The sequence below is a fragment of the Sphingobium sp. MI1205 genome (assembly GCF_001563285.1).
Taxonomy (GTDB): Bacteria; Pseudomonadota; Alphaproteobacteria; order Sphingomonadales; family Sphingomonadaceae; genus Sphingobium.
Window position 1 is genome coordinate 3,231,891 of record NZ_CP005188.1, and the last position, 19,519, is coordinate 3,251,409.

At 58.7% G+C, this 19,519-nt stretch carries 16 protein-coding genes and 1 pseudogene; 10 read left to right on the plus strand and 7 right to left on the minus strand.

Annotation, left to right across the window (positions count from 1 at the left end; all coding sequences use genetic code 11):
- Nucleotides 1–51 precede the first annotated feature (51 nt).
- Nucleotides 52–1,070, plus strand: a pseudogene (locus K663_RS16000) (IS3 family transposase); the annotation flags it as partial.
- Between the two features lie 158 nt (nt 1,071–1,228).
- Here K663_RS16000 and K663_RS16005 read toward each other — a convergent pair.
- The 5 genes from K663_RS16005 to K663_RS16025 all read right to left on the minus strand — a co-directional run bounded on the left by K663_RS16005 (nt 1,229) and on the right by K663_RS16025 (nt 7,036).
- On the minus strand, nt 1,229–3,484 hold the full coding sequence (locus K663_RS16005; protein WP_062119754.1) for a TonB-dependent receptor: 2,256 nt from the start codon (nt 3,482–3,484) through the stop codon (nt 1,229–1,231).
- A gap of 312 nt (nt 3,485–3,796) precedes the next feature.
- Entirely contained in the window at nt 3,797–4,567 is a 771-nt protein-coding gene (locus tag K663_RS16010; protein WP_062119757.1) for an SDR family NAD(P)-dependent oxidoreductase, read from the minus strand.
- Between the two features lie 34 nt (nt 4,568–4,601).
- Nucleotides 4,602–4,991 carry an EthD domain-containing protein gene (locus K663_RS16015; RefSeq protein WP_158511198.1) on the minus strand — a complete coding sequence of 130 codons (390 nt, stop codon included), beginning with the start codon at nt 4,989–4,991 and terminating at the stop codon, nt 4,602–4,604.
- Between the two features lie 69 nt (nt 4,992–5,060).
- Nucleotides 5,061–5,831, minus strand: a complete 771-nt coding sequence (locus tag K663_RS16020) for an SDR family NAD(P)-dependent oxidoreductase (protein ID WP_062119763.1) — start codon at nt 5,829–5,831, stop codon at nt 5,061–5,063.
- Nucleotides 5,832–5,866: 35 nt separating this feature from the next.
- On the minus strand, nt 5,867–7,036 hold the full coding sequence (locus tag K663_RS16025) for an amidohydrolase family protein (protein WP_062119767.1): 1,170 nt from the start codon (nt 7,034–7,036) through the stop codon (nt 5,867–5,869).
- A 192-nt stretch (nt 7,037–7,228) separates the two neighbouring features.
- On the opposite strand from K663_RS16025, the gene K663_RS16030 reads away from it, so the two are divergent.
- Nucleotides 7,229–7,678, plus strand: coding sequence for an EthD domain-containing protein (locus K663_RS16030; protein WP_083535931.1), 450 nt, complete (start codon nt 7,229–7,231; stop codon nt 7,676–7,678).
- A gap of 118 nt (nt 7,679–7,796) precedes the next feature.
- Here K663_RS16030 and K663_RS16035 read toward each other — a convergent pair whose 3' ends face one another.
- Nucleotides 7,797–8,573 (minus strand): SDR family oxidoreductase, encoded by a 777-nt coding sequence (locus tag K663_RS16035; protein WP_062119774.1) that lies wholly within the window; start codon nt 8,571–8,573, stop codon nt 7,797–7,799.
- A gap of 13 nt (nt 8,574–8,586) precedes the next feature.
- Nucleotides 8,587–9,576 (minus strand): fumarylacetoacetate hydrolase family protein, encoded by a 990-nt coding sequence (locus K663_RS16040; protein ID WP_062119777.1) that lies wholly within the window; start codon nt 9,574–9,576, stop codon nt 8,587–8,589.
- Between the two features lie 174 nt (nt 9,577–9,750).
- Here K663_RS16040 and K663_RS16045 point away from each other — a divergent pair, with 174 nt between their 5' ends.
- From K663_RS16045 to K663_RS16080, 8 genes are all read left to right on the plus strand, one after another.
- Entirely contained in the window at nt 9,751–11,001 is a 1,251-nt protein-coding gene (locus K663_RS16045) for a phytanoyl-CoA dioxygenase family protein (RefSeq protein WP_062119780.1), read from the plus strand.
- 128 nt (nt 11,002–11,129) lie between these two features.
- Entirely contained in the window at nt 11,130–12,107 is a 978-nt protein-coding gene (locus K663_RS16050) for a flavin reductase family protein (RefSeq protein WP_158511199.1), read from the plus strand.
- A 160-nt stretch (nt 12,108–12,267) separates the two neighbouring features.
- The gene (locus tag K663_RS16055; protein ID WP_145902298.1) at nt 12,268–13,998 is read left to right on the plus strand and encodes an FAD-dependent monooxygenase; all 1,731 of its coding nucleotides are present in this window, start codon (nt 12,268–12,270) and stop codon (nt 13,996–13,998) included.
- Nucleotides 13,995–14,438: a nuclear transport factor 2 family protein gene (locus K663_RS16060; protein WP_062119786.1), complete on the plus strand. Its 444-nt coding sequence runs from the start codon at nt 13,995–13,997 to the stop codon at nt 14,436–14,438. Before K663_RS16055 ends, K663_RS16060 begins: the two co-directional genes overlap by 4 nt.
- Before the next feature lie 63 nt (nt 14,439–14,501).
- Nucleotides 14,502–16,472 (plus strand): acetoacetate--CoA ligase, encoded by a 1,971-nt coding sequence (locus K663_RS16065; RefSeq protein ID WP_235589464.1) that lies wholly within the window; start codon nt 14,502–14,504, stop codon nt 16,470–16,472.
- A 49-nt stretch (nt 16,473–16,521) separates the two neighbouring features.
- Nucleotides 16,522–17,349, plus strand: coding sequence for an SDR family NAD(P)-dependent oxidoreductase (locus K663_RS16070; RefSeq protein ID WP_062119792.1), 828 nt, complete (start codon nt 16,522–16,524; stop codon nt 17,347–17,349).
- A gap of 92 nt (nt 17,350–17,441) precedes the next feature.
- Entirely contained in the window at nt 17,442–18,293 is an 852-nt protein-coding gene (locus K663_RS16075; RefSeq protein WP_062119795.1) for a fumarylacetoacetate hydrolase family protein, read from the plus strand.
- A 100-nt stretch (nt 18,294–18,393) separates the two neighbouring features.
- Nucleotides 18,394–19,437 carry a zinc-dependent alcohol dehydrogenase family protein gene (locus K663_RS16080; RefSeq protein ID WP_062119798.1) on the plus strand — a complete coding sequence of 348 codons (1,044 nt, stop codon included), beginning with the start codon at nt 18,394–18,396 and terminating at the stop codon, nt 19,435–19,437.
- The last annotated feature ends 82 nt before the right edge of the window (nt 19,438–19,519 follow it).

Below are 19,519 nucleotides of genomic sequence, written 5' to 3' on the forward strand. Positions count from 1 at the left end.
CTTTCCTATTTCGGTGATGCCGACAAGGCCACGTTCCGTCGGCGCTTACCGACCTTCTACGCGTGGAAGGCGAAGTACGGCGGCATGGACGTGTCGCAGGCGCGCAAGCTGAAGGTGCTCGAGGAGGAGAACGCCCGGCTTAAGCGGCTGCTGGCGGACGCGATGCTCGACAATGCGGTGCTGAAAGAGGTTGCGGCAAAAAACTGGTGAGGCCTGCCGTTCAGCGCAAGGCGGTCGAGCACGTTCGCGGGCTCTTCAGCATCAGCGAGCGTCGGGCCTGTACCATCCTGGCGGTGGATCGGACGTCGATGCGCTATGCGCATCGGCGATCTGATGATGGCGACCTTCGGTCGCGATTACGCGAGATCGCGGCCGAGCGTCGTCGCTTCGGCTACCGCCGGCTGGGGATCATGCTGGCCCGGGAGGGGCTGGTCATGAACCACAAGAAGCTGCTGCGGCTGTATCGCGAGGAGAACTTGCGCGTCAGGCGCCGACGCGGTCGCAAGCGAGCGATGGGAACGCGGGCGCCGATGGCGCTGCCGCAGGGACCGAACCAGCGGTGGAGCCTGGACTTCGTGAGCGACACGCTGATCTGCAGCCGTCGCATCCGCATCCTCGCGGTGGTCGACGACTTCACGCGGGAATGCCTGGCGCTGGTGGCGGACACATCACTGTCGGGCGCTCGGGTCGCGCGCGAGCTGGACGCGATCATCGCCGTTCGCGGCAAGCCACTGATGATCGTGAGCGACAACGGAACAGAGCTAACCAGCTTGGCGATCCTGAAATGGACACAGGATCGGCCAATCGAGTGGCATTACATCGCGCCCGGCAAGCCGCAGCAGAACGGCTACGTCGAGAGCTTCAACGGTCGCTTGCGCGATGAATGCCTCAACGAGACGCTGTTCGCGTCGCTCTCGCACGCCCGCTCGGTGCTGAGTGCCTGGCGCGACGACTACAACCATGTGCGGCCGCACAGCGGGATAGGCGGGCTGACGCCCGCCGATGCTGCCAGGCGGGTTGCGCCACATCGCCCCGAGGGGCACCCTATCAACCCCGGACTCTACTTATGAGTGGAGGAGAAAAGGGGAGCACGTCACAAACCACCGGCAATCGCTTCGCCGGATAAAACTATGAGTACACGGAAATGATAAGCATTTATCGAACGACGACACAAAGCCTCCGAGTGCCAGCTGCTTTGCATCAACAAAACAGCCGGCTCCCAAGAAGTTCAGAACTTGTATGCCAGCGTCCCGCCGAACTGAGCAGGAGCACCCGGATTCAGCGTCCGAGCGACCAGAGCCGATAGCACACCTGCCCGATAGTATTTCTCACCAAAAATGTTGGAACCCCATGCCGCAACGCTAAAGTGACCACCGGGAAGATTATAAGTCACTCTCGCATTTGCTACGGTGAAGCTCTTGGCGCTGCCACCACCGGTCCCGATGGTATTCGTGGCTTCGAACCAAAAGCCGCTATTATATGCGGCGTTCACATTGACTACGACGCTCGAATCGTCGGGCAGCGGCAAGGTGTACGTCGCCCCGCCATTCAGAGAGAATTTGGAAGAACCTGCGAGCTGACGCCCATCAGCGATCAGCAACGCGCCAGTCCCCGCGACAACGGTGTTGTTCGTATATTTCGCATCGAGAATACTGACAGAGGAGTTGATCCGCAGATTATCGGAGATACGAGCCTCGACCGTTGCTTCAGCACCATAGACCCGACCGTTCAATCCACCTGCCAGATACGCTCCACCGGTGCCGGCGTCGATGAGAAGTGTCTGGATATTTGAATAGTCGTAATAGAATACTGCGCCATTCACGCGGAGATTGCGGTTGAACAATTCGCTCTTCCATCCCAGTTCATAGGATTTCAATGACTCCGGACCAACGCCGCCGCCACTCGGTGACACCGCATTCAGGATGCCGCTTTTGAAGCCGGAGCTGGTTCCCGCATACAATAGAAGATCGTCATTTGGCCGGAACTCAAGGCGAGCCGTATATGTAAACTTGCTCGACTTTAGGGAATTGGTTCCCTGGTTAGGAATGCCGGTGGTTGCGGTGTCGATTTCGTCGTAGATCGTGTACCGCTCGGTGGAATACCGACCACCTGCCGTCAGGCTCAACTGCTCCGTGAGCGGCACAGTGGCCTGAGCATATGCAGCATATGCGGTGTCGCGGAAACGGTTGTCGACAACCAATGCTGAGACGCCAACAGGCAGGTCCGCAGCCAGTTGCACATCGCCATCCTCCCGGAAAAATTCTCCACCGACGATCCACTTGATCGACCCGGAGTTCGAACTGATCCGCAACTGCTGTTGGTATGTTTTCGACGGGCCGGTAATGCTGGCACCGAGAGATGACGGCAAGCCGGTCGATCCGGGATTTTCGCCAATGAAGTTCGACGTCGCGTTCACCTTTGTGTCGGTATATCCGGTCACGGACGTGATATCGAAAATGTCAGTGGAATAGACTGCCGTAGCGGAAAGGCGGAGATCCTCCACATAAGCGAACTGGCCGCGCTTGAATGGCCCGCTCAACACCCCCCTTTCAAAAGCGTTTGCTAGGCCGTCCACAGACTGATGGAATCCTCTGGGAAAGGTCGCCGAAGACGCAGCCGCAAACGCGTTGGCCTGCGGAAGGCCGAGACTAAGCAGTGTACCGAAAAGTGCCGCTTGGTTGTTGTTCAAACCCGGAACCGGACTGGGGCTGCTCAAGTCCGCCGCAACATAGGGCGATCCAGCGCGATCCATCTCATGTGTGTAGTTCGCCGCCAGCACAAGATTGAAGCGGTCGCTCGGCTTCCATACCAGCTTCCCGCCCAAGGCATATGTATCGCGGTCGTCACCATCTTCCTGATGGAATCCTGCGGGATTCTGATTGTCGAGAAAGCCGTCGCGCTTGCGTCGGGAGCCAGCGAGACTAAATGCGAGAGTATCGCTAAGCCCGCCTTCGATCACGCCGCTCGCGGAAAAATCGTTATACTTGCCATAGCCAAGTTGAAACTTCCCCGAAAGCGGCGACCCCACCCTAGGCGTTGTGGTTGTGACTAGGATGGCTCCCGCCGTAGCGTTTCTACCGTAAAGTGTGCCCTGCGGCCCGGCGAGAACCTGGACGGCCTCGATATTATCGAGATCGAAGTTCGCCGAGTTGAGGCGCGCGGTGTAAAGCCCATCAACATAAACAGCCGTGCTCGCATAATTTCCGGGCGAGACGTTCGTGCTGCCAACACCGCGAACGTAGCTGTTCACGAAACCGATGCTGTCTGTGACATTAACGTTTGGCGCAATGATAGCAAGCGACTTGAGTGAGACCGTCCCGGTATTTTCCAAGGCGGCCGCAGTGACAGCGGTGACCGCCACCGGTACGTCCTGCAAGTTTTCCGATCTGCGCTGCGCAGTGACGACAATGTCCTGAAGTCCGGACTGCGAGGCGTCACCGCCGCCTTCCGCTTCCTGCGCGAGCGCCGGCGCTTCGAGCACCATCAAGCTGCATCCTGCCAAAGCGGCAGCGAGTTGCACGCGCCGGAATCGGTATACTTGAGTCATAACACCCCTCCATGGTTGTATTTTGTCATATGAACAGTAATCTTCCGCTTGTCGCTTGGCAAGGCGTTAAATCGCCATGCAAATAGACTGCGGAAAACTTCCATATGTCCTGTTATATCAGATACTTAGATAAAGCATGCCGTGGACAGCGGAGTCTTGGTGTGAAACTGATAACTGTTGATAAGAAAAGGGTCTGGATCGGGAAGCGCGCGCGCAGACTGTGGCCGTCTCAACACGCCGCCTATCTAGTCACTCGCGGAAAGTCAGACCGCCATCGACGGACAATATTTGTCCTGTGATCCAACGTGCTTCATCGGAAACAAGGAATGCCGCTGCCGCCGCTATATCCTCTGGAGCACCCAAGGTAGGAAGACAAATGCGCTCCAGCATCATGTCGCGATACTCTTGCGGCATAAGTTTGCTTCCGGTTTCGGTCAGTACCATGCCTGGCGCGATGACGTTGCACCGTATTCCTTTAGCCCCCCAAGCGCGTGCAACGTGACGCGTTGTCGAATGAAGCCCTATTTTCGATGCGGCGTAGGCGGGGCGCTGGTCTTCCCCGAGCCATGCAGCGGCCGAAGAGATGTTCACGATGCTGCCGCCCCCCGCTGCCACCAGATGCGAAATGCTCTCCCTGATAATCAAGCCGGTGCCGATAAGATTGACCTGCAGTACGCGACTCCAGAGACCGGGATCGAAAGCACCGATCTCTACATCGGCCGCCATTGTGGTTCCGGAAACATCGCTGGCCACATTGATTACCGCATCCAGCCGTCCTGCCCACTGGATTGCTCCGCGGATAAGGGCGACGATGCTTTCTTCGTCAGCGAGATCGAATTGGATCGCGTTGCACAAGCCGCCTGCACGCTGGATCGACGCTGCGACATCGTTAAGGCTCGCCTCATTGATATCGGCGGCGACCACTTGTCCGCCTTCGCTCGCCAGTCGCGCAGCGGTCGCTGCTCCGATGCCCGAACCCGCGCCAGTGACCAGAAATACTTTGCCCTCGAATTGGGACATGAGACCGTCCTTCTATACAGGATGCTGGAAGGGGCTATCGCGACACGCCTGCGGCTTCACCGCCGCCCGAATGAACATCGACAGCCATGTACCGCAGGGTGGACGGGTCGAGAAAGCGCTCGAAATCCTCTTGCAGGCGCGCTGCCAGTTTCGGGTCGCTCTGGATATTCTCCATGGTCCGGCGGAAGTCATCCTCGGCCGCGAAAGCGCAATCGACGACGACATCGAAATTAAGGTCATCGTTCGGGCTGCTCATTGCATTGCTGCGGGAAAGATACTGCCGCCTGTAGGTTTCCATGGGCGCATGAACTCCCGCTTTCACGAGTTCATTCACCAGGGTGATATGTCCGCCTTCATAAGCCGCTATGAATTCGTCCCGCGACAATCCGGGCGCCATCCTGGCGAATATCAGCATACGGAACATGTTCGCCTCTCCCCGCCGCGATCGCGGCGCCTTTGGTTTCGACATTGAATTTGAATAGCAAAGGGGCGTTCACATAGACACAAGACCGCCATCGACGACGAACTGGCTGCCCGTTGAATAGCTAGCGTCATCGCTCGCCACGAAGGCAATCATGCGCGCCACTTCCACGGGATCGGCAAGTCTTGGAAGAGGCAGGACCTGAACGACTTTTTCGAGTACCGATCGGGTGTGTTCGGCCATCTCGGCTGGTTGCCCAAGGTGATGGATCGGTGTCCAGATCGCGCCGGGATGAACCGAATTCACTCGGATTCCATATCGGCCAAGTTCCAGCGCCGCGCATTTCGTGAGGCCGACCACCGCCCACTTGGTTGCGCTATAGGCGGTAGTGAACGGCGTGCCGACCAACCCGCCAGCGGACGAGATGTTGACGATCGCTCCTTTCCCGGCACGACGCATCGATGGAACGACATGCTTGATCCCCAGAAACGTGCCGACCTGATTGACATCAAGAACGCGTCTGAAGTCGAGAATGTCGATATCCTCGATCGGGCCTTCGTTGTTCCCCGGCGCGATGATTCCGGCATTGTTGACGAGGGCCGTCACCGGCCCAAATCGCTGTTCCGCGAAATCGATAACGGATTTCCAATCCGTTTCGTTCGTCACGTCATGATGCTGATACGCGATGCGATCGCCGCATGAACGCACTAATTCGTCTGTCGGAGCATTGATGTCAGTGAGGAGCACTTGCGCGCCCTGACGCGCCATTTCCTGTACCGTTGCCGCGCCGATGCCGCTCGCACCACCGGTCACGATGGCGACCATTCCACTCAGCTTGTCCATGCCAATCCTGACCTGCTTTGAAGTAAGTCTCTCGATCAACCCAGTCGATAAACTTCGTTCGCCGTTCCGCCGAGGATCAGCTTGGCCTCGTCGGGAGAGGCCACATCAAGGATGTCACGGACGACATCCTGCGTGTAACCAAAGGTTCCCTCGTTGTGAGGATAGTCGACGCTCCACATCACTCGGTCAGCGCCAATAATATCCAGCAGCTTCAGGCCGGCATAGTCCGACATGAACGTTGCGTAGCAATGGTTATGCCAATACCAGCTGGGGCGATGCTTCGGTAGAGACTCGAACATGAGGCCATGCGAGTTATAGATCATCTCGGCGTCTTGAATGGCCCCAGGCACCCAGTTTATGCCGGCCTCTGAGAAGACTACTTTCAGTCCGGGGAACTTGTCAAAGATGAGGCCGAACACAAATTGTCCGAAGTTCTTTCGGAAAAGGCTCGGGCCGATATCGTTCATCAGCCGGGGTCCTTCCCCGTTTATGCCTTCATAATCGAACTTCTCTCCGATATGAAAGGAAATGGGGAGGCCGGTTTCCTCAATAGCCGCCCATAGCACATCATATTCAGCGCTATTGTAAACGACATTCTTTCCGTCCGGCTTCTTGCCCGGGTTCATCGGAAGCAGAAATGTCTTGAGACCGAGCGATGCAATCTTCCGTACCGATGCCGCAGCCAGTTCCGGATCCCAAAATGCCGGAATGGCAACGGGAAAGAACCGATCAGGCTGCTTTTTCTGAAGATCCGCTATGTATTCATTGTAAATATCGAAGAGAAGCGCCCGAATCTCGAAGTCGGGATAGTGGAAGAAAATGGGAAGAACCTGAGGATAGACGATTTCCTTGTGCACACCTTCGGCATCCAGGTCATGCATGCGCGCATCAAGGCTCTTGCAGCCGGGAAGTTCCTCCATGCTGCGGATCAGATCATACGCCGAAGGGGGGAACATCGGCTTGAAGTTCGCGCCCAGCTGATAGATGCCAGCCTCCGCATCCCACCAAATGCGCGGCGCCGCATCTTTCAGATGCTCCGGGAACCGATCGTACCAGATGTCTTCGTTCAGCGGAAAATGATTGTCCGACGACACGACGACCGTGCCAGCCGGCAAAACCGAGTTCGGACGCTGGGCCACGCGGTCACGGATCAGTCCCAGTCCCTCGCCGGGCGAGTGCTTCCTGCGGATATCCTCGGTCAGCATCTTCTTCTCCTCTCATTTTATGTGTTCAGCTGCTGTCGCGCATCCCTGCATGACCATCGTCGGGGCCTTCACTGACAGACTGCGATTCTTCCACGGTGGTAACTTGGAGCCTTAGTCCTTGTCAAATGAAAAGTATTTTGACTCGCGACGGCGTTCCGGCGTATCCGGTACTCAGCCTGAGCTGGCGCGAGAATGGCGGCGCACCTGCCGCGATTTTGGAACTCGACCATTCAAGACTTCGTCAGAGTGTCTGAACAACTAGCGGAACAATCCATGTTCAAGATCATGATCTTTGCCCGGCGAAAAGCGGGCCTTTCGCGTGAAGAACTGATGTCGATTTACGAGGAGGAGCATATCGCGCTTACCAACGATCTCGTCGCTCAAGAAAAGCTGCCGCCGATGGTCGATTACAGGCGGAACTATATCGACCACGACAGTGCCATGAATGTGGGCGCCATCGACTTCGATGTCGTGACGGAGGTATGGTTCGAGGATCAAGCGGGCTTTGAAGCAAATCGGCGCGGTCTCTCCGATCCACAGGTCGCCCAGCTCGTTGGCGAAGACATGGCGAAATTCCTGGATTTAACCGATATCCGCTACGTTGTCGTAGACGAGCGCCGCGGCGGCGGCGAAGCTCCTTGAGACATGGCGGAGGTCACTCTTACATGAGGGCGACGCGGTCAGTTCATGCGGCATCGCGCCTGAATGCCCTTGCCGACGCAAGGTGGCAATGAAGCCGGTGAGGCTGGCGACTGGCCGCTTAGCCGCAGCCGAGGAGTCCCCCATCGACTGCAATCTCCGAACCCGTGACATAGCTGCCCCCGGTCGAAGCAAGAAAGACGATGAGCGCCGCGATATCCGAAGGTCGACCCAGGCGCCCAAGCGGGATCCGGGCCAGCATGGCGGGGTCTACATCATCGCCATCTCGAAGATGTGACGTCATCTTGGTAGGGAAATAGCCGGGTATCACAGCGTTTACCGTGATATGGCTAGCTGCCAGTTCGGCGGCGAGATCCCGTGTCAGCATATGGATCGCAGCTTTGCTGGACGAATAGCTGTAGGCGCCGATCCGTTCGACCTTAGCGCCTGCTACCGATCCGATATTGATGATGCGCGCAGGATCGTCCGGCTTTGCGCCGGCGCGCAACAGGGGAAGGAGTTCACGGACCATCGTGAAGGGCGTCTGGACATTGACGGCCATGACGTCAGGCCAGGCCTTGTCGGGAAATGTTTCGATCGGCCCGCCCCAGGTCTTTCCCGCATTGTTGACCAGAATATCGCATTGGCCCGTGTCGTCGGCAAATCTGCGAACGAGGTCCACCGCTGCGGCCGGCGTGGAGAGGTCTGCAGCATAGGCTGTGCATTGTCCCAGCGCGGCCATTTCCGCGGCGCTCGCTTGCGCCACCTCGGCTTTGCGTGAGGTTATCGCGACTGCAGCGCCTGCTGAAAGAAGCCCCTCGGCAATCATCCGGCCAAGGCCTTGTGCGCCGCCCGTGACAAGCGCCTGTTTGCCCGAAAGATCAAATAGTTCCTGCATTTCCTGCTCCCTCTTATCGTCCAATTGGAGCGCTTTTTATCCGCACCGTGTTGCGCAGTATGCCGATGCCCTCGATTTCGAGCTCGACCACATCCCCGTCCGCAAGCCGCCGGTTGAGTTCATAGCCGCAACCGCGAAGCACCGTGCCCGAGCCGATCACCTCGCCAGGCACGAGATCCTCGAATCTGCTGAACTGGACGATCGCATCCTCGAACCTGTGGTGCATGGACCCCGTCGAGCCCTCCGACCAGACCTCGCCATTTACCCGCGCGGTCATCTTCAGGTCGTAAGGGTTTTCAAACTCATCGGGCGTGACGATGCACGGCCCCAGACCGTTACTGCCGGCGAAATCCTTGCCCTCTGCTGGCCCGAGATTAGCCTGCATGAAGCTCAGTTGCAGATCGCGGGCGGACCAGTCGTTGTAGATCGTGTATCCGAAAATCGCCGATTTCGCGTTGTCTCTCGTCATGCATCGTTCTGCCTGACCGATTACGATCGCCCATTCCAACTCGAAGTCCGCATAGTCGGAGGCATAGGGCCAAAAAATATTATCGTCCGGTCCGGAAATGGCCAGATGATCGGCATTGTAATAGATGATCTTCTCACGAAAAACGGGATGGAGGCTGTATTTTCCCGATGCTTTGAGTGCAGAATAGGCCGCTTCGGGGTCAGCATCCGATGCCGCCGCATTCCGTGCCCACTTGTCGAGCCCGTTCTCCATATGCTCGATGAACATCAGTGTATCGCGAAGCCGCGGTGGTTTGATTGGCGCAAGCAATCTGACCGACCTGACAGGAACGACCGATTCCTCCGGCACTATCTCAATCAGTTGCCGCACAGCATCGAGCGCTTTCTCGCCTCCGCTGATGATATCAGACAGGGATGAGCATGGCGCCGCGATTCCGATCCGCCCGGCGGCATCCGAAAGATTGAGAATGTCGCCTGAAGGCAGGAGCGCGCCGCCGCTTTCGGTCTCGCCGTGCTGGAATTGCACAAGCTTCATCGGCGGATCCTCTCGTTCGGGGCGGGTTCCCCTCGGTTCATCGTTGTATTGGCCCTTGACTTTTCCTTGTCAATTGCAAAGTATTATGGCTAGCCAGTGAGCGGCGTGGTTTGTCGAGCGCGACGTTTACGTCGCGCCACGCTCATAAAACGGTAGAATAATGGAGAGGCGGCTATGGATTCCGAACTTATTGCCGACCAGGCGAATGATCTGCGGGCGGTCGACCTCCCTACGGTCTCCGAAATACGCGAGGCCAGCTCGGAAGACGTAGCTCGGGCAGTGGCGATTCTTCGCCCCCGCCTCGATCGATTGAAGGAACTGGACGGCGTCATTCATCTCGATTTCGGTAGTGACAAGTCGATCTATGTGGATTGTCGTTCAGGGTCCTTGGTGGAAGCGCGTCCGTCTGCCGGTCGCTTGGTCGCGCATCCCGATGATTTGGTGCGCGTGATGGAAAGCCAGCTGGATCCGCGCAGCGCGATGCTGTTCAGTATCCTCAAGGTCGGAGGCGACGTTCCGACCGTCACGCAGTTCTGCGACCGGTTGGCAGGCGTTCGCAGCCAGACCTACATGGATGGCTCTCCTGAGTTTCCGAAGCTTACTGGCGATTGGGCGAAAGGACGGGAAGACCTGAAAAAATTCGGATACTGCCTGATCAAGGATGTATTGTCCCCCGATCAGTTGGCGACCGTCCGTCAGCGTCTTGTCGATCAGGCGGCAGCTGAAGAGGAAGCCGGCGTGGCCTGGTGGGAAGGCAAGGCCGGCCATGCGCGCGGGCCGACGCAACGTGTCTGGAACTTGGCCAACAAGGGCCAGCCATTCCTCGATATGCTCAAGCTTCCCATCGTCGATTATTTCATGCGGCCCGCACTCGGCGATTATTACACCGTGTCCAACTATCTATCCGTCATCGCCGGCCCCGGCAACGAACCACAGCAACTTCATTACGACCAGACAGGCGTGCAGCCGGCCGTCGGCCAGTTTCCGGTCGGAATGAATATCCTCTGGTTCCTTGACGACGTGACCGAAGCCAATGGCGGCACCCGCGTCTTTCCTGGAAGCCATGAAGTGCATGTCGGACCGGACAATATTTTCGTTAGCGACGGAACCGTCGCAGCGGAAGGCCCAGCCGGAAGCGCGATGATCTTCGACACGCGTCTGTGGCACGGAACCGGCGCCAACCGCACGGACAAATTGCGGCACGTCGCGATCACGCTGTTCTACCGGGCGTGGATGCGCCCGCAGGTCAATCCCTGGACTTCGATACACCCTGACGTAGCAGCGTCCTTTGACGACCAACTCAAGGTGATGTTCGGATACCGCTGCACAAGCACGCACGGCGGACGGGAAGACCAGATCGAGGGCGAATTGAACGGCTACGATCCCTCGACGCTCGTTACCGAGATGAAGCCTCGCGGCGGCTAGATCGTCGGAAGTAATTCGAACCTCTCCGCATGGCGATGGATAGGTGTTTACGCATCCATCGCCAATGCCTGCGCCGAGCACGCTTTCGAATGTCAGGCTGCCGGCCGGAAAACATAGGAGACACGCAAGTGACAGCCGAAGCCCCTGCGACCGAAGTGGACGCATTGACGATCGAGCAAGCCGAGGCGTTCAAGCTGGGGATGCGTTGCCTGGCCGCAGGCGTCAATGTGATCACAACTGCCAATGCAGAAGGGGCGCGCTTCGGCATGACGGCAACCGCCGTGTGCTCGGTATCCCCTACTCCGCCCACGGTACTATGTTGCATCAATCGCAACAACACGTCGCTCAACGCCATAAAATCATCGGGTGCCTTCGCCATAAACGTGTTGAGCTACCGCGACCATGACGTGGCCAACGCCTTCGCGGGCGCCGTGCTCGCCGAGGATAAGTTCAAGGCTGGCCGATGGGAGGCCGGTTCGACCGGCGCACCAATTCTGGCCACCGCCCTTGCGAGCTTCGACTGCAAAGTCTCAAACATCGTTTCGGTGGCGACTCACGACATCGTATTCGGAGATGTCCAATCGGTCCACGCGGCGGGTGCCGCCTGCAAGCCGTTGCTATATGCCCATGGCGGCTATGGCGGCTTCGCGTCCGCAGGCATCTCGGAGATGGCGTTTCGCGATGCCCTTTCCGAAGCCGACTGGACACCCGACAAGCTGCCGATCGTCACTCTGTCGGAATTGCGTGAGCGAAGCGATTCATTCGATGAGGATCTGCGGATCGCTCAAAACCTTGAAATTGTGGAGCTTCGCGAAGTGAACGGCGCACACTGTGTCGATTTGCTGGATGCTGAGGTCTTGTCGCTGATTGGAGACTTCCGGGCATCCAGTGCATTGGACGCGCTAGGCGAGGATGGCATACTTACCCTGCGCCTGTACGCCGAACTGACGGAACAAGTCGCCCGGCATGAAATCGCGCTGTTGTCGCAGCTTCATCACGTTTTGGACAAACAGAAGCTGGCCAAGGTGATGCACCGGGGATTGACCGCCGGCAATGCGATCATGGGGGTTCTTCACGCGCGCGCCATAGTGCGGAAATTGCGCTAGCGGATCAAGCGCGCTTGCGCCTGCAAGGCGCCACGGCCTGTCCGCTGGAACTGAGATTTCCACGCGAGCTTTGTTGACCAAATGACAAGTAAAGCATAGCGTGCCTTGGAAACCGACCAGCCGTAAATCGAATCGGGGTCGAGCAACGGGAGATGGATCGATGAATCTGGACGTACCTGTATTGATCGCGGGGGGCGGGCCGGTGGGCATGACGCTTGCCCTCGAACTGGCGCGACACCAGGTCCGTTCGATCCTCGTCGAGCGAAATCCAAGCACCACGCGGCATCCCAAGATGGACCTGACCAATGGGCGGAGCATGGAACTCTACCGCCGGTTAGGGATCAGCGACAAGTTGCGCGCGGCCGCCATACCGCAGGACAACGCATTTGACATCATGTGGGCAACGTCGCCCAGCGGCCATCTGCTGCACAATTTTCAATACCCGTCGGCAGCGGCAAAAAGCGCGGCGATGCATCGTGCCAATGATGGCGCCGGCACGGCGGAGTCGGGCGTCCGCATCTCCCAGATCGTTCTCGAACCCGTGCTTCGTGAGGAGATCGACGTCAATCCGATGGTGGAGGCTCTTTTCGGTTGGCGATTCGATAGTCTATGCCAGGATGGCGACGGCGTGACCTCGACGATCGTCAACGAGGAGACGGGTGAGACCCGGCAACTTCGCAGCCTGTTCCTGGCAGGCTGCGATGGCGGCGGGAGCCGTGTGCGGCGCAAGCTGGGCATTGGGCTGGACGGTGTGGACAGGGTGACGGACTTGATGACCGCGCAGTTTGTAAAAGCGGGCATCGATGTCTCGGGTCTCGAAAATATCGCGCGAATGATGATGATCCACTTCCGGTCGCCCGATCGGGATATTCTGAATCCCTGGGGTGTGGCGTGGCATCTTCAGACCGGCATCGGGAGCATGGTGGCGCAAGACGATATCGGCACATGGACCGTCCACATCCCGCTGCCTCCGGGCACGAACGATGACAGCATCGATGCCGCGGCGATGCTGCGTCAATTCGTGGGCCGGGATTTCGATTTCGAGATACTGGTCGCCAACCCCTGGACACCCAATCTCGTCATCGCCGAGCGCTATATCGAAGGCCGTGTGGTGCTGGCGGGCGACGCAGCGCACCAGGTGATCCCTTCCGGCGGCTATGGAATGAACACCGGGGTTGGCGACGCGATCGACCTTGGCTGGAAACTGGCGGCGATCGTCAATGGCTGGGCTGGCTTTGCGCTGCTTGATAGCTACGAATGGGAGCGCAAGCTGATCGCCGAACAAAATCGGCTCGGTTCCGAGGGGCATTTTGCCGTCCGCATGCAGATTGCGGATGCCTACATGGCCGCCATGCAATCCGGCCATTTCGACGAAACCGGTCCGGAGGGTGAAGCCGTTCGCGCCGAACTGGCCCGACAGATTGCTGCGCTAGGCAACGCGGAAAATGAAAGCTGGGGGATTGAGCACGGCTATCGATATGTAGGCTCACCTGTCGTTATCGGTGAGGAAGGTCAGCCTCCACCTTTCAAAAGGCTGACATGCGTGCCGACGACCTTCCCAGGTGCTCGACTGCCGCACGTCGTGCTCGGTGATGGTAGCTTCCTGATCGATCGGTTGGGGCCGGAACTCACGCTGCTCGTGATCGGCGAGGCGGACGAAGGGGATTTCGCGTCCACGGCGCAGGCGCTCGACATACCGCTTCTGGTGGTCCGTCTGGCGGATGAGCCAGCACTTGCAGTGCTGGAACGCAAGCTGCTCCTGATCCGGCCGGATCAGCATGTCGCCTGGCGTGGAAATTCGGCGGTGCCGGCACGAGCGGTGCTCGAAACTGCGACTGGTCGGCTCGCTTCGGACGTGCAGGACGCCGGACGACGGGCGGTGGCACAATGAGCGCCGTCTCTCTTCTGTCGCCCGCCGAACGGCAAGCCATTGAAGCGGAATGCAACCGGTTGGTCGTCGCCTATGCGGTGCTGGTCGATCGCCGTCGATATGATGAAATGGTCGCGCTGTTTACCGAAGATTGTCTGTTCGAGCGTCCGGGCGTGGAGGCAAAGGGAAGCGAAGCATTGCGCGCTTTTCTCGACAGTCGCCCCGCCACCATCGCGACCCGCCATCTGTGCAGTCACCCGTTCTTTGAACGGGTTGGTGCTGATGAAGCCACGGCGATTACCTATGTCACGATCTTTCATGGCGAGGGGAGTGACGAAGGTCCCAATGAGGTTCCGGGTGTGGCCGGTCTCGCCGAATTTCACGATGTGTTTCGTCTTACGCCGAATGGCTGGCGGATCGCCCACCGGGTCGCGAAGCCCACCATGATCGTGAGGCAGTGACGGATGATCGCGGAAGGGGATATTTGCTGGACACCGTCGCCCGCCATGATCGAGGCGAGCCGCATGCAGCACTTAATGCGATATCTGGAACGGCAAAAAGGGCTGAAGTTCGACGGCTATGAAGCACTCTGGCGCTGGTCGGTCGATGATCCTGCCGCGTTCTGGGCCGCGCTGTGGGACTATTTCGAGATCCTGAGCGATGAACCCTATGATGCGGTGATGAGCGGCCCGGATATGATTTCCACCCGCTGGTTCGCTGGCGCGAAGATCAATTATGCCGAGCATGTTTTGCGGTACGAGGTCGAAGCGAAGCCGGATGAGGTCGCACTGCACCACAGCAGCGAGATTCGCCCTTACAGTGTCACGTCCTGGACCGAACTTGGCGATGCGGTGCGGGCACTTGCAACGCAGCTGAGGGCTTACGGCATCGAGCCTGGCGACCGGGTGGGGTCTTACATGCCCAATGTGCCGGAAACCGCGATCGCAATGCTTGCGGTCACCGCGATCGGGGCGATCTGGTCGTCGGCCGCGCCCGAGTTCGGGGTCAAGACGGTCGTCGATCGCTTCGCGCAGATCGAGCCCAAGCTTCTTTTTGCCGCAGATGGCTACAGCTTCGCAGGCAGGAAATTCGATCGCCGCACCGAGATCGCCGAAATTGCCGGGCAGCTTCCCAGCCTCGAACGGATCGTCTGGTTACCCTATCTCGGACAGGATGTTCCCGACGACATCGGGATCGAAACTCTCCTCTGGGAAGAGATGATCGCAAAGCAAGGACCGGCGCGCGGCGATTTCAGGTTTGAGCGTGTTGCCTGCGATCATCCGCTCTGGGTTCTCTTTTCATCCGGCACTACGGGTTTGCCCAAGGCGATCGTGCACAGTCACGTCGGAATGGTGCTCGACCAATCCAAACAGATGCGCCTTCATTTCGATCTGAAGCCGGGCCAGTCGATGTTTTTCTACACGACGACCGGCTGGATGATGTGGAACGCAGTGATGAGCGCGCTGCTCGCGGGCGCTGCCGCCATCCTGTATGATGGAAGCCCGACCTGGCCAAATCTGAACAAGCTGTGGGAAATTGCGGAACAGTCCGGCGCAACGACGTTCGGCGCCAGCCCGACTCTTGTGAAGATGATGGACGACGCGAAGATGCGCCCGGCTGAAGATCACGATCTTTCGCGTCTCGACAAGATCGTCCTGGGCGGAGCGCCATCGACACCGGCCACGTTCGAATGGCTCTACGCCAATGTGAAGCCCGACATGTGGATCATCAACACGTCCGGCGGCACCGATCTGTGCGGCGGCCTGCTCGGGTCGGTGCCAAGCAGGGCCGTTCGCGCCGCTGAGATGCAGGGCAGACTGCTGGGCATCGCGGTGGAAGCCTGGGACGACGCCGGAAAGCCGCTGGTCGGTCAGGTCGGTGAACTGGTCGTCACCAAGCCATTTCCTTCGCAGCCCCTCTTCTTCTGGGGCGATGAAGGAAATGCCCGATATTACGACACTTATTTCAGTACCTATCCGAACATATGGCGTCATGGCGATTTCGTGAAAATCACGTCGGATGGTGGTTGCTACGTTTATGGTCGCGCCGATGCAACGCTGAATAGGTTCGGCGTCAGGATCGGGACATCGGAAATCTATGGCGCGTTGGTCGGAATCGACTGCATCGTCGACAGTGTGATCATCTGTTGCGAAACGGCGGACGGCGGCTTTTTCATGCCGTTGTTTGTCGAGCTACACGATGGGGACACGCTCGATGAACCTCTCATCGACGACATCAAGCGTCGGCTGAAGGAGCAGGCGAGCCCGCGACATGTGCCGGACGTGGTCCTGCAGGTTCCCAAGGTGCCCTACACCTTGACCGGCAAGAAAATGGAAGTGCCGCTGCGCAAGCTGCTGATGGGCGCCCCCATCGGCAAAGTCGCCACCGCAGACGCGATGGCCGATCCGCGCGCGCTGGACTGGTACGCGGCATTTGCCGACCGGCCGGAGATACGGGCGCGCTTTCTGCAAAGCCAGACGGAATCGGCGGCGTGACCATCGCACCCGCTCTACGCAGCCGCACCAGCGAAGAAAGATCAAACAGTTGAAGCCTCTTCAAAACAAGGTTGCGCTGATATCGGGATCCGGGCGTGGTATCGGAAAGGCCATTGCGCTCAAGCTTGCGGGCGCAGGCGCGCACGTCGTCGTCAACGATTTGGACCCGGACGTTGCGCAGCAGACAGCCGACGAGATCACCGCGCTAGGCTCGAAAATGGCGATCCATGTCGGCGATGTCACCGATCCCGATTTCGGCGACGGTTTCATAGGCGCCGCGATGGATGCATTCGGCACGATCGACATCATCGTCAATAACGCGGGCTATGCCTGGGATAGCGTCATCCAAAAAACCGGCGATGACCAATGGGCTGCAATGCTCGATGTGCACCTTACGGCGCCGTTTCGCATACTCAGAGCCGCTCAGCCGATACTGGCAAACCTAGCCAAGAGCGAGATTGCGGAGTCGGGGCGTGCCACGTCCAGACGGGTCATCAACATTTCCTCGGTGGCTGGCCTGGGCGGCAATCCGGGTCAGATCGGCTACGCCGCGGGCAAGGCAGGCATCGTCGGCCTTACCAAAACGCTCATGAAGGAATGGGGGCGCTACAACATAACCGTGAATGCCGTCGCCTTTGGCGCGATCACGACGCGCATGACGGCGGGTGAGGCGCAAGGTTCGACGATCTCCATCAAGGGCAGAGATATCAAGGCCGGGGTCAGTCCGGAAATACTGGAAGCGATGGAACGCGGCATTCCGCTGGGACGTGCAGGTTCGCCGGAGGAAGCGGCTGGCGCTGTGTATCTACTCTGCCTTCCGGAGGCCAGCTACATCACTGGAGAGGTGATCGTCGCTGGCGGTGGGTGGACCCTGTAAGATCTGAATCGAGGAGTGGGTAGGATGTCGGACAAGGTTGAAAGCGGAATTGATAACTGGCTCGAACGGGCAATTTCGGCGGAGATGAACTGATGAAGCTCCTCCGTTTTTCAATAGATGGCACGGCGCCGAGGCTCGGCCTGTATGAAGGAGACGCCATCACCGACCTTTCATCGCGTATTGCTGGCCTGGACGACCGGATGGAACAGCTGATCGAGCGCTGGGACGAATATCGCGTGGCCTGCGATCCGCTTCGTGGCGTGGCCGACTACCATCTTTCGGACGTTCGGCTGACCGCCCCGATCGCGCGCCCCGGAAAGATCTTTGGCATCGGCCTCAACTATGCTGACCATATCGCCGAAGCTGGCATGGAATTGCCGACGCACCAGACCTGGTTTTCCAAGGCCTCGACTGCGGTAAACGGCCCATTTGACGACGTAGAACTGCCGAAAGTCTCAAGCGCCCTGGATTACGAGGCGGAACTGGTTTTCGTGATCGGCAGGCGTTGTCGCCATGTATCGCAGGAACAGGCAGCAACGGTAATTTTCGGCTATGCGGTCGGCAACGACGTCAGCGTGCGCGACTGGCAATTGCGGACCTCGCAGTTCATTCTCGGCAAGTCGTTCGACACGCATGCGCCGTTCGGACCGTGGATCGTCACCGCGGACGAGGTCGATCCGGCGAACCTCGGCATACGCAGCTTCGTAAATGGCGAGCTGCGACAAAACTCGAACACGAAGCACCTCATTTTCGACTGCGCGGCACAAGTGGCGGAACTCAGCCAGGTGATGACACTCGAGCCGGGCGACATAATCTATACCGGCACGCCGGGCGGTGTCGGCGGCGCGATGACCCCGCCCTGTTTTTTGAAGGCCGGAGACCGGGTGAGGGTCGAGATCGATCATCTAGGACACATCGAAAATTCGATTCAGCCCGAAGTGTGAGCAGGCATTGGCCGTAAACACGCCGGGCATTCACAAGCCTCCGACTGACCACTCTCCATAATTTTAGCGGCACGCCCATTGTCGCCAAGCGAGGTTTACCATGCGTGCGATCATAATCGATCCAGACAATGAGAACCGATACTGCCTTGTCGACAGGCCGCAACCGGAACCCGGACCCGGTGAAGTTCGCCTGTCGATGCGGGCTGCGAGCCTGAATTTCCGTGATCTGATCGTACGGAACCATCCGGTTGGCCCGTTCTTCGGTGATGCCAGAGGTCGTATAGCGCTCTCTGATGGCGTCGGTGTGGTCAACGCCGTGGGAGCAGGTGTCGATCCTGCGCTGATGGGACAACGGGTTGTGCCGTCGTTCTTTCCGGACTGGCTGGAGGGTAAACCCACGGCGAAGACGGTTGGCCGCAATCTTGGAGGATCAATCGACGGCGTTTTGGCCGAAACGATTGTGATCCCGGCACAATCCGTGGTTCCCGTACCGCAGCATCTTTCGGATGTCGAAGCGGCCACCTTGCCCTGCGCCGGCGTTACCGCCTGGGCCGCGCTTGTTCTGTACGGGCAGGCTCGGGCCGGTCAGACTATTCTTGTGCAGGGCACCGGAGGAGTCTCAATCTTCGCATTGCAGATCGCGAAAATCCTCGGCCTGCACGCGATCCTCATCTCGTCCAGCGATGAAAAACTGGACCGTGCGAAAGCGATGGGGGCGGACGCGTTGATCAACTACAAGAGGACCCCCGATTGGTCCTCGACGGTCCGAGAGATCACAGGGGGCCTTGGGGTCGATCACCTTATCGAGGTCGCCGGCGAGGCGACGATGCTGCAGTCGCTACAATCTATGGCGCTTGGCGGAAATATTTCGCTTGTCGGTGTCTTGACCGGCTTTGGCGGACAGCTTGATGGAATGGCTCTTCGGGGAAGGACGCTGCACCTCCATACCGTCGAGGTCGAATCCGTCGCGACCCTCCAGCAGTTCGTGCAGTTCGTAACGGATCATGAACTCCGTCCGGTGGTCGATCGGAGCTATGACATTGCCGATGCCAATATGGCGCTCGATGCGCTCGCGACGGGCAGTCACTTTGGAAAGATCGCCCTGACCATAGCGCCGCAATCCGATGCTGTAACGGACGGTTGAGGCGGGAACAAAAGTACTTCCTGCGCACGTCCTGATCCACGGCGCGGGCGAAAATAACCATAACCACAAATATGGGAGAGGC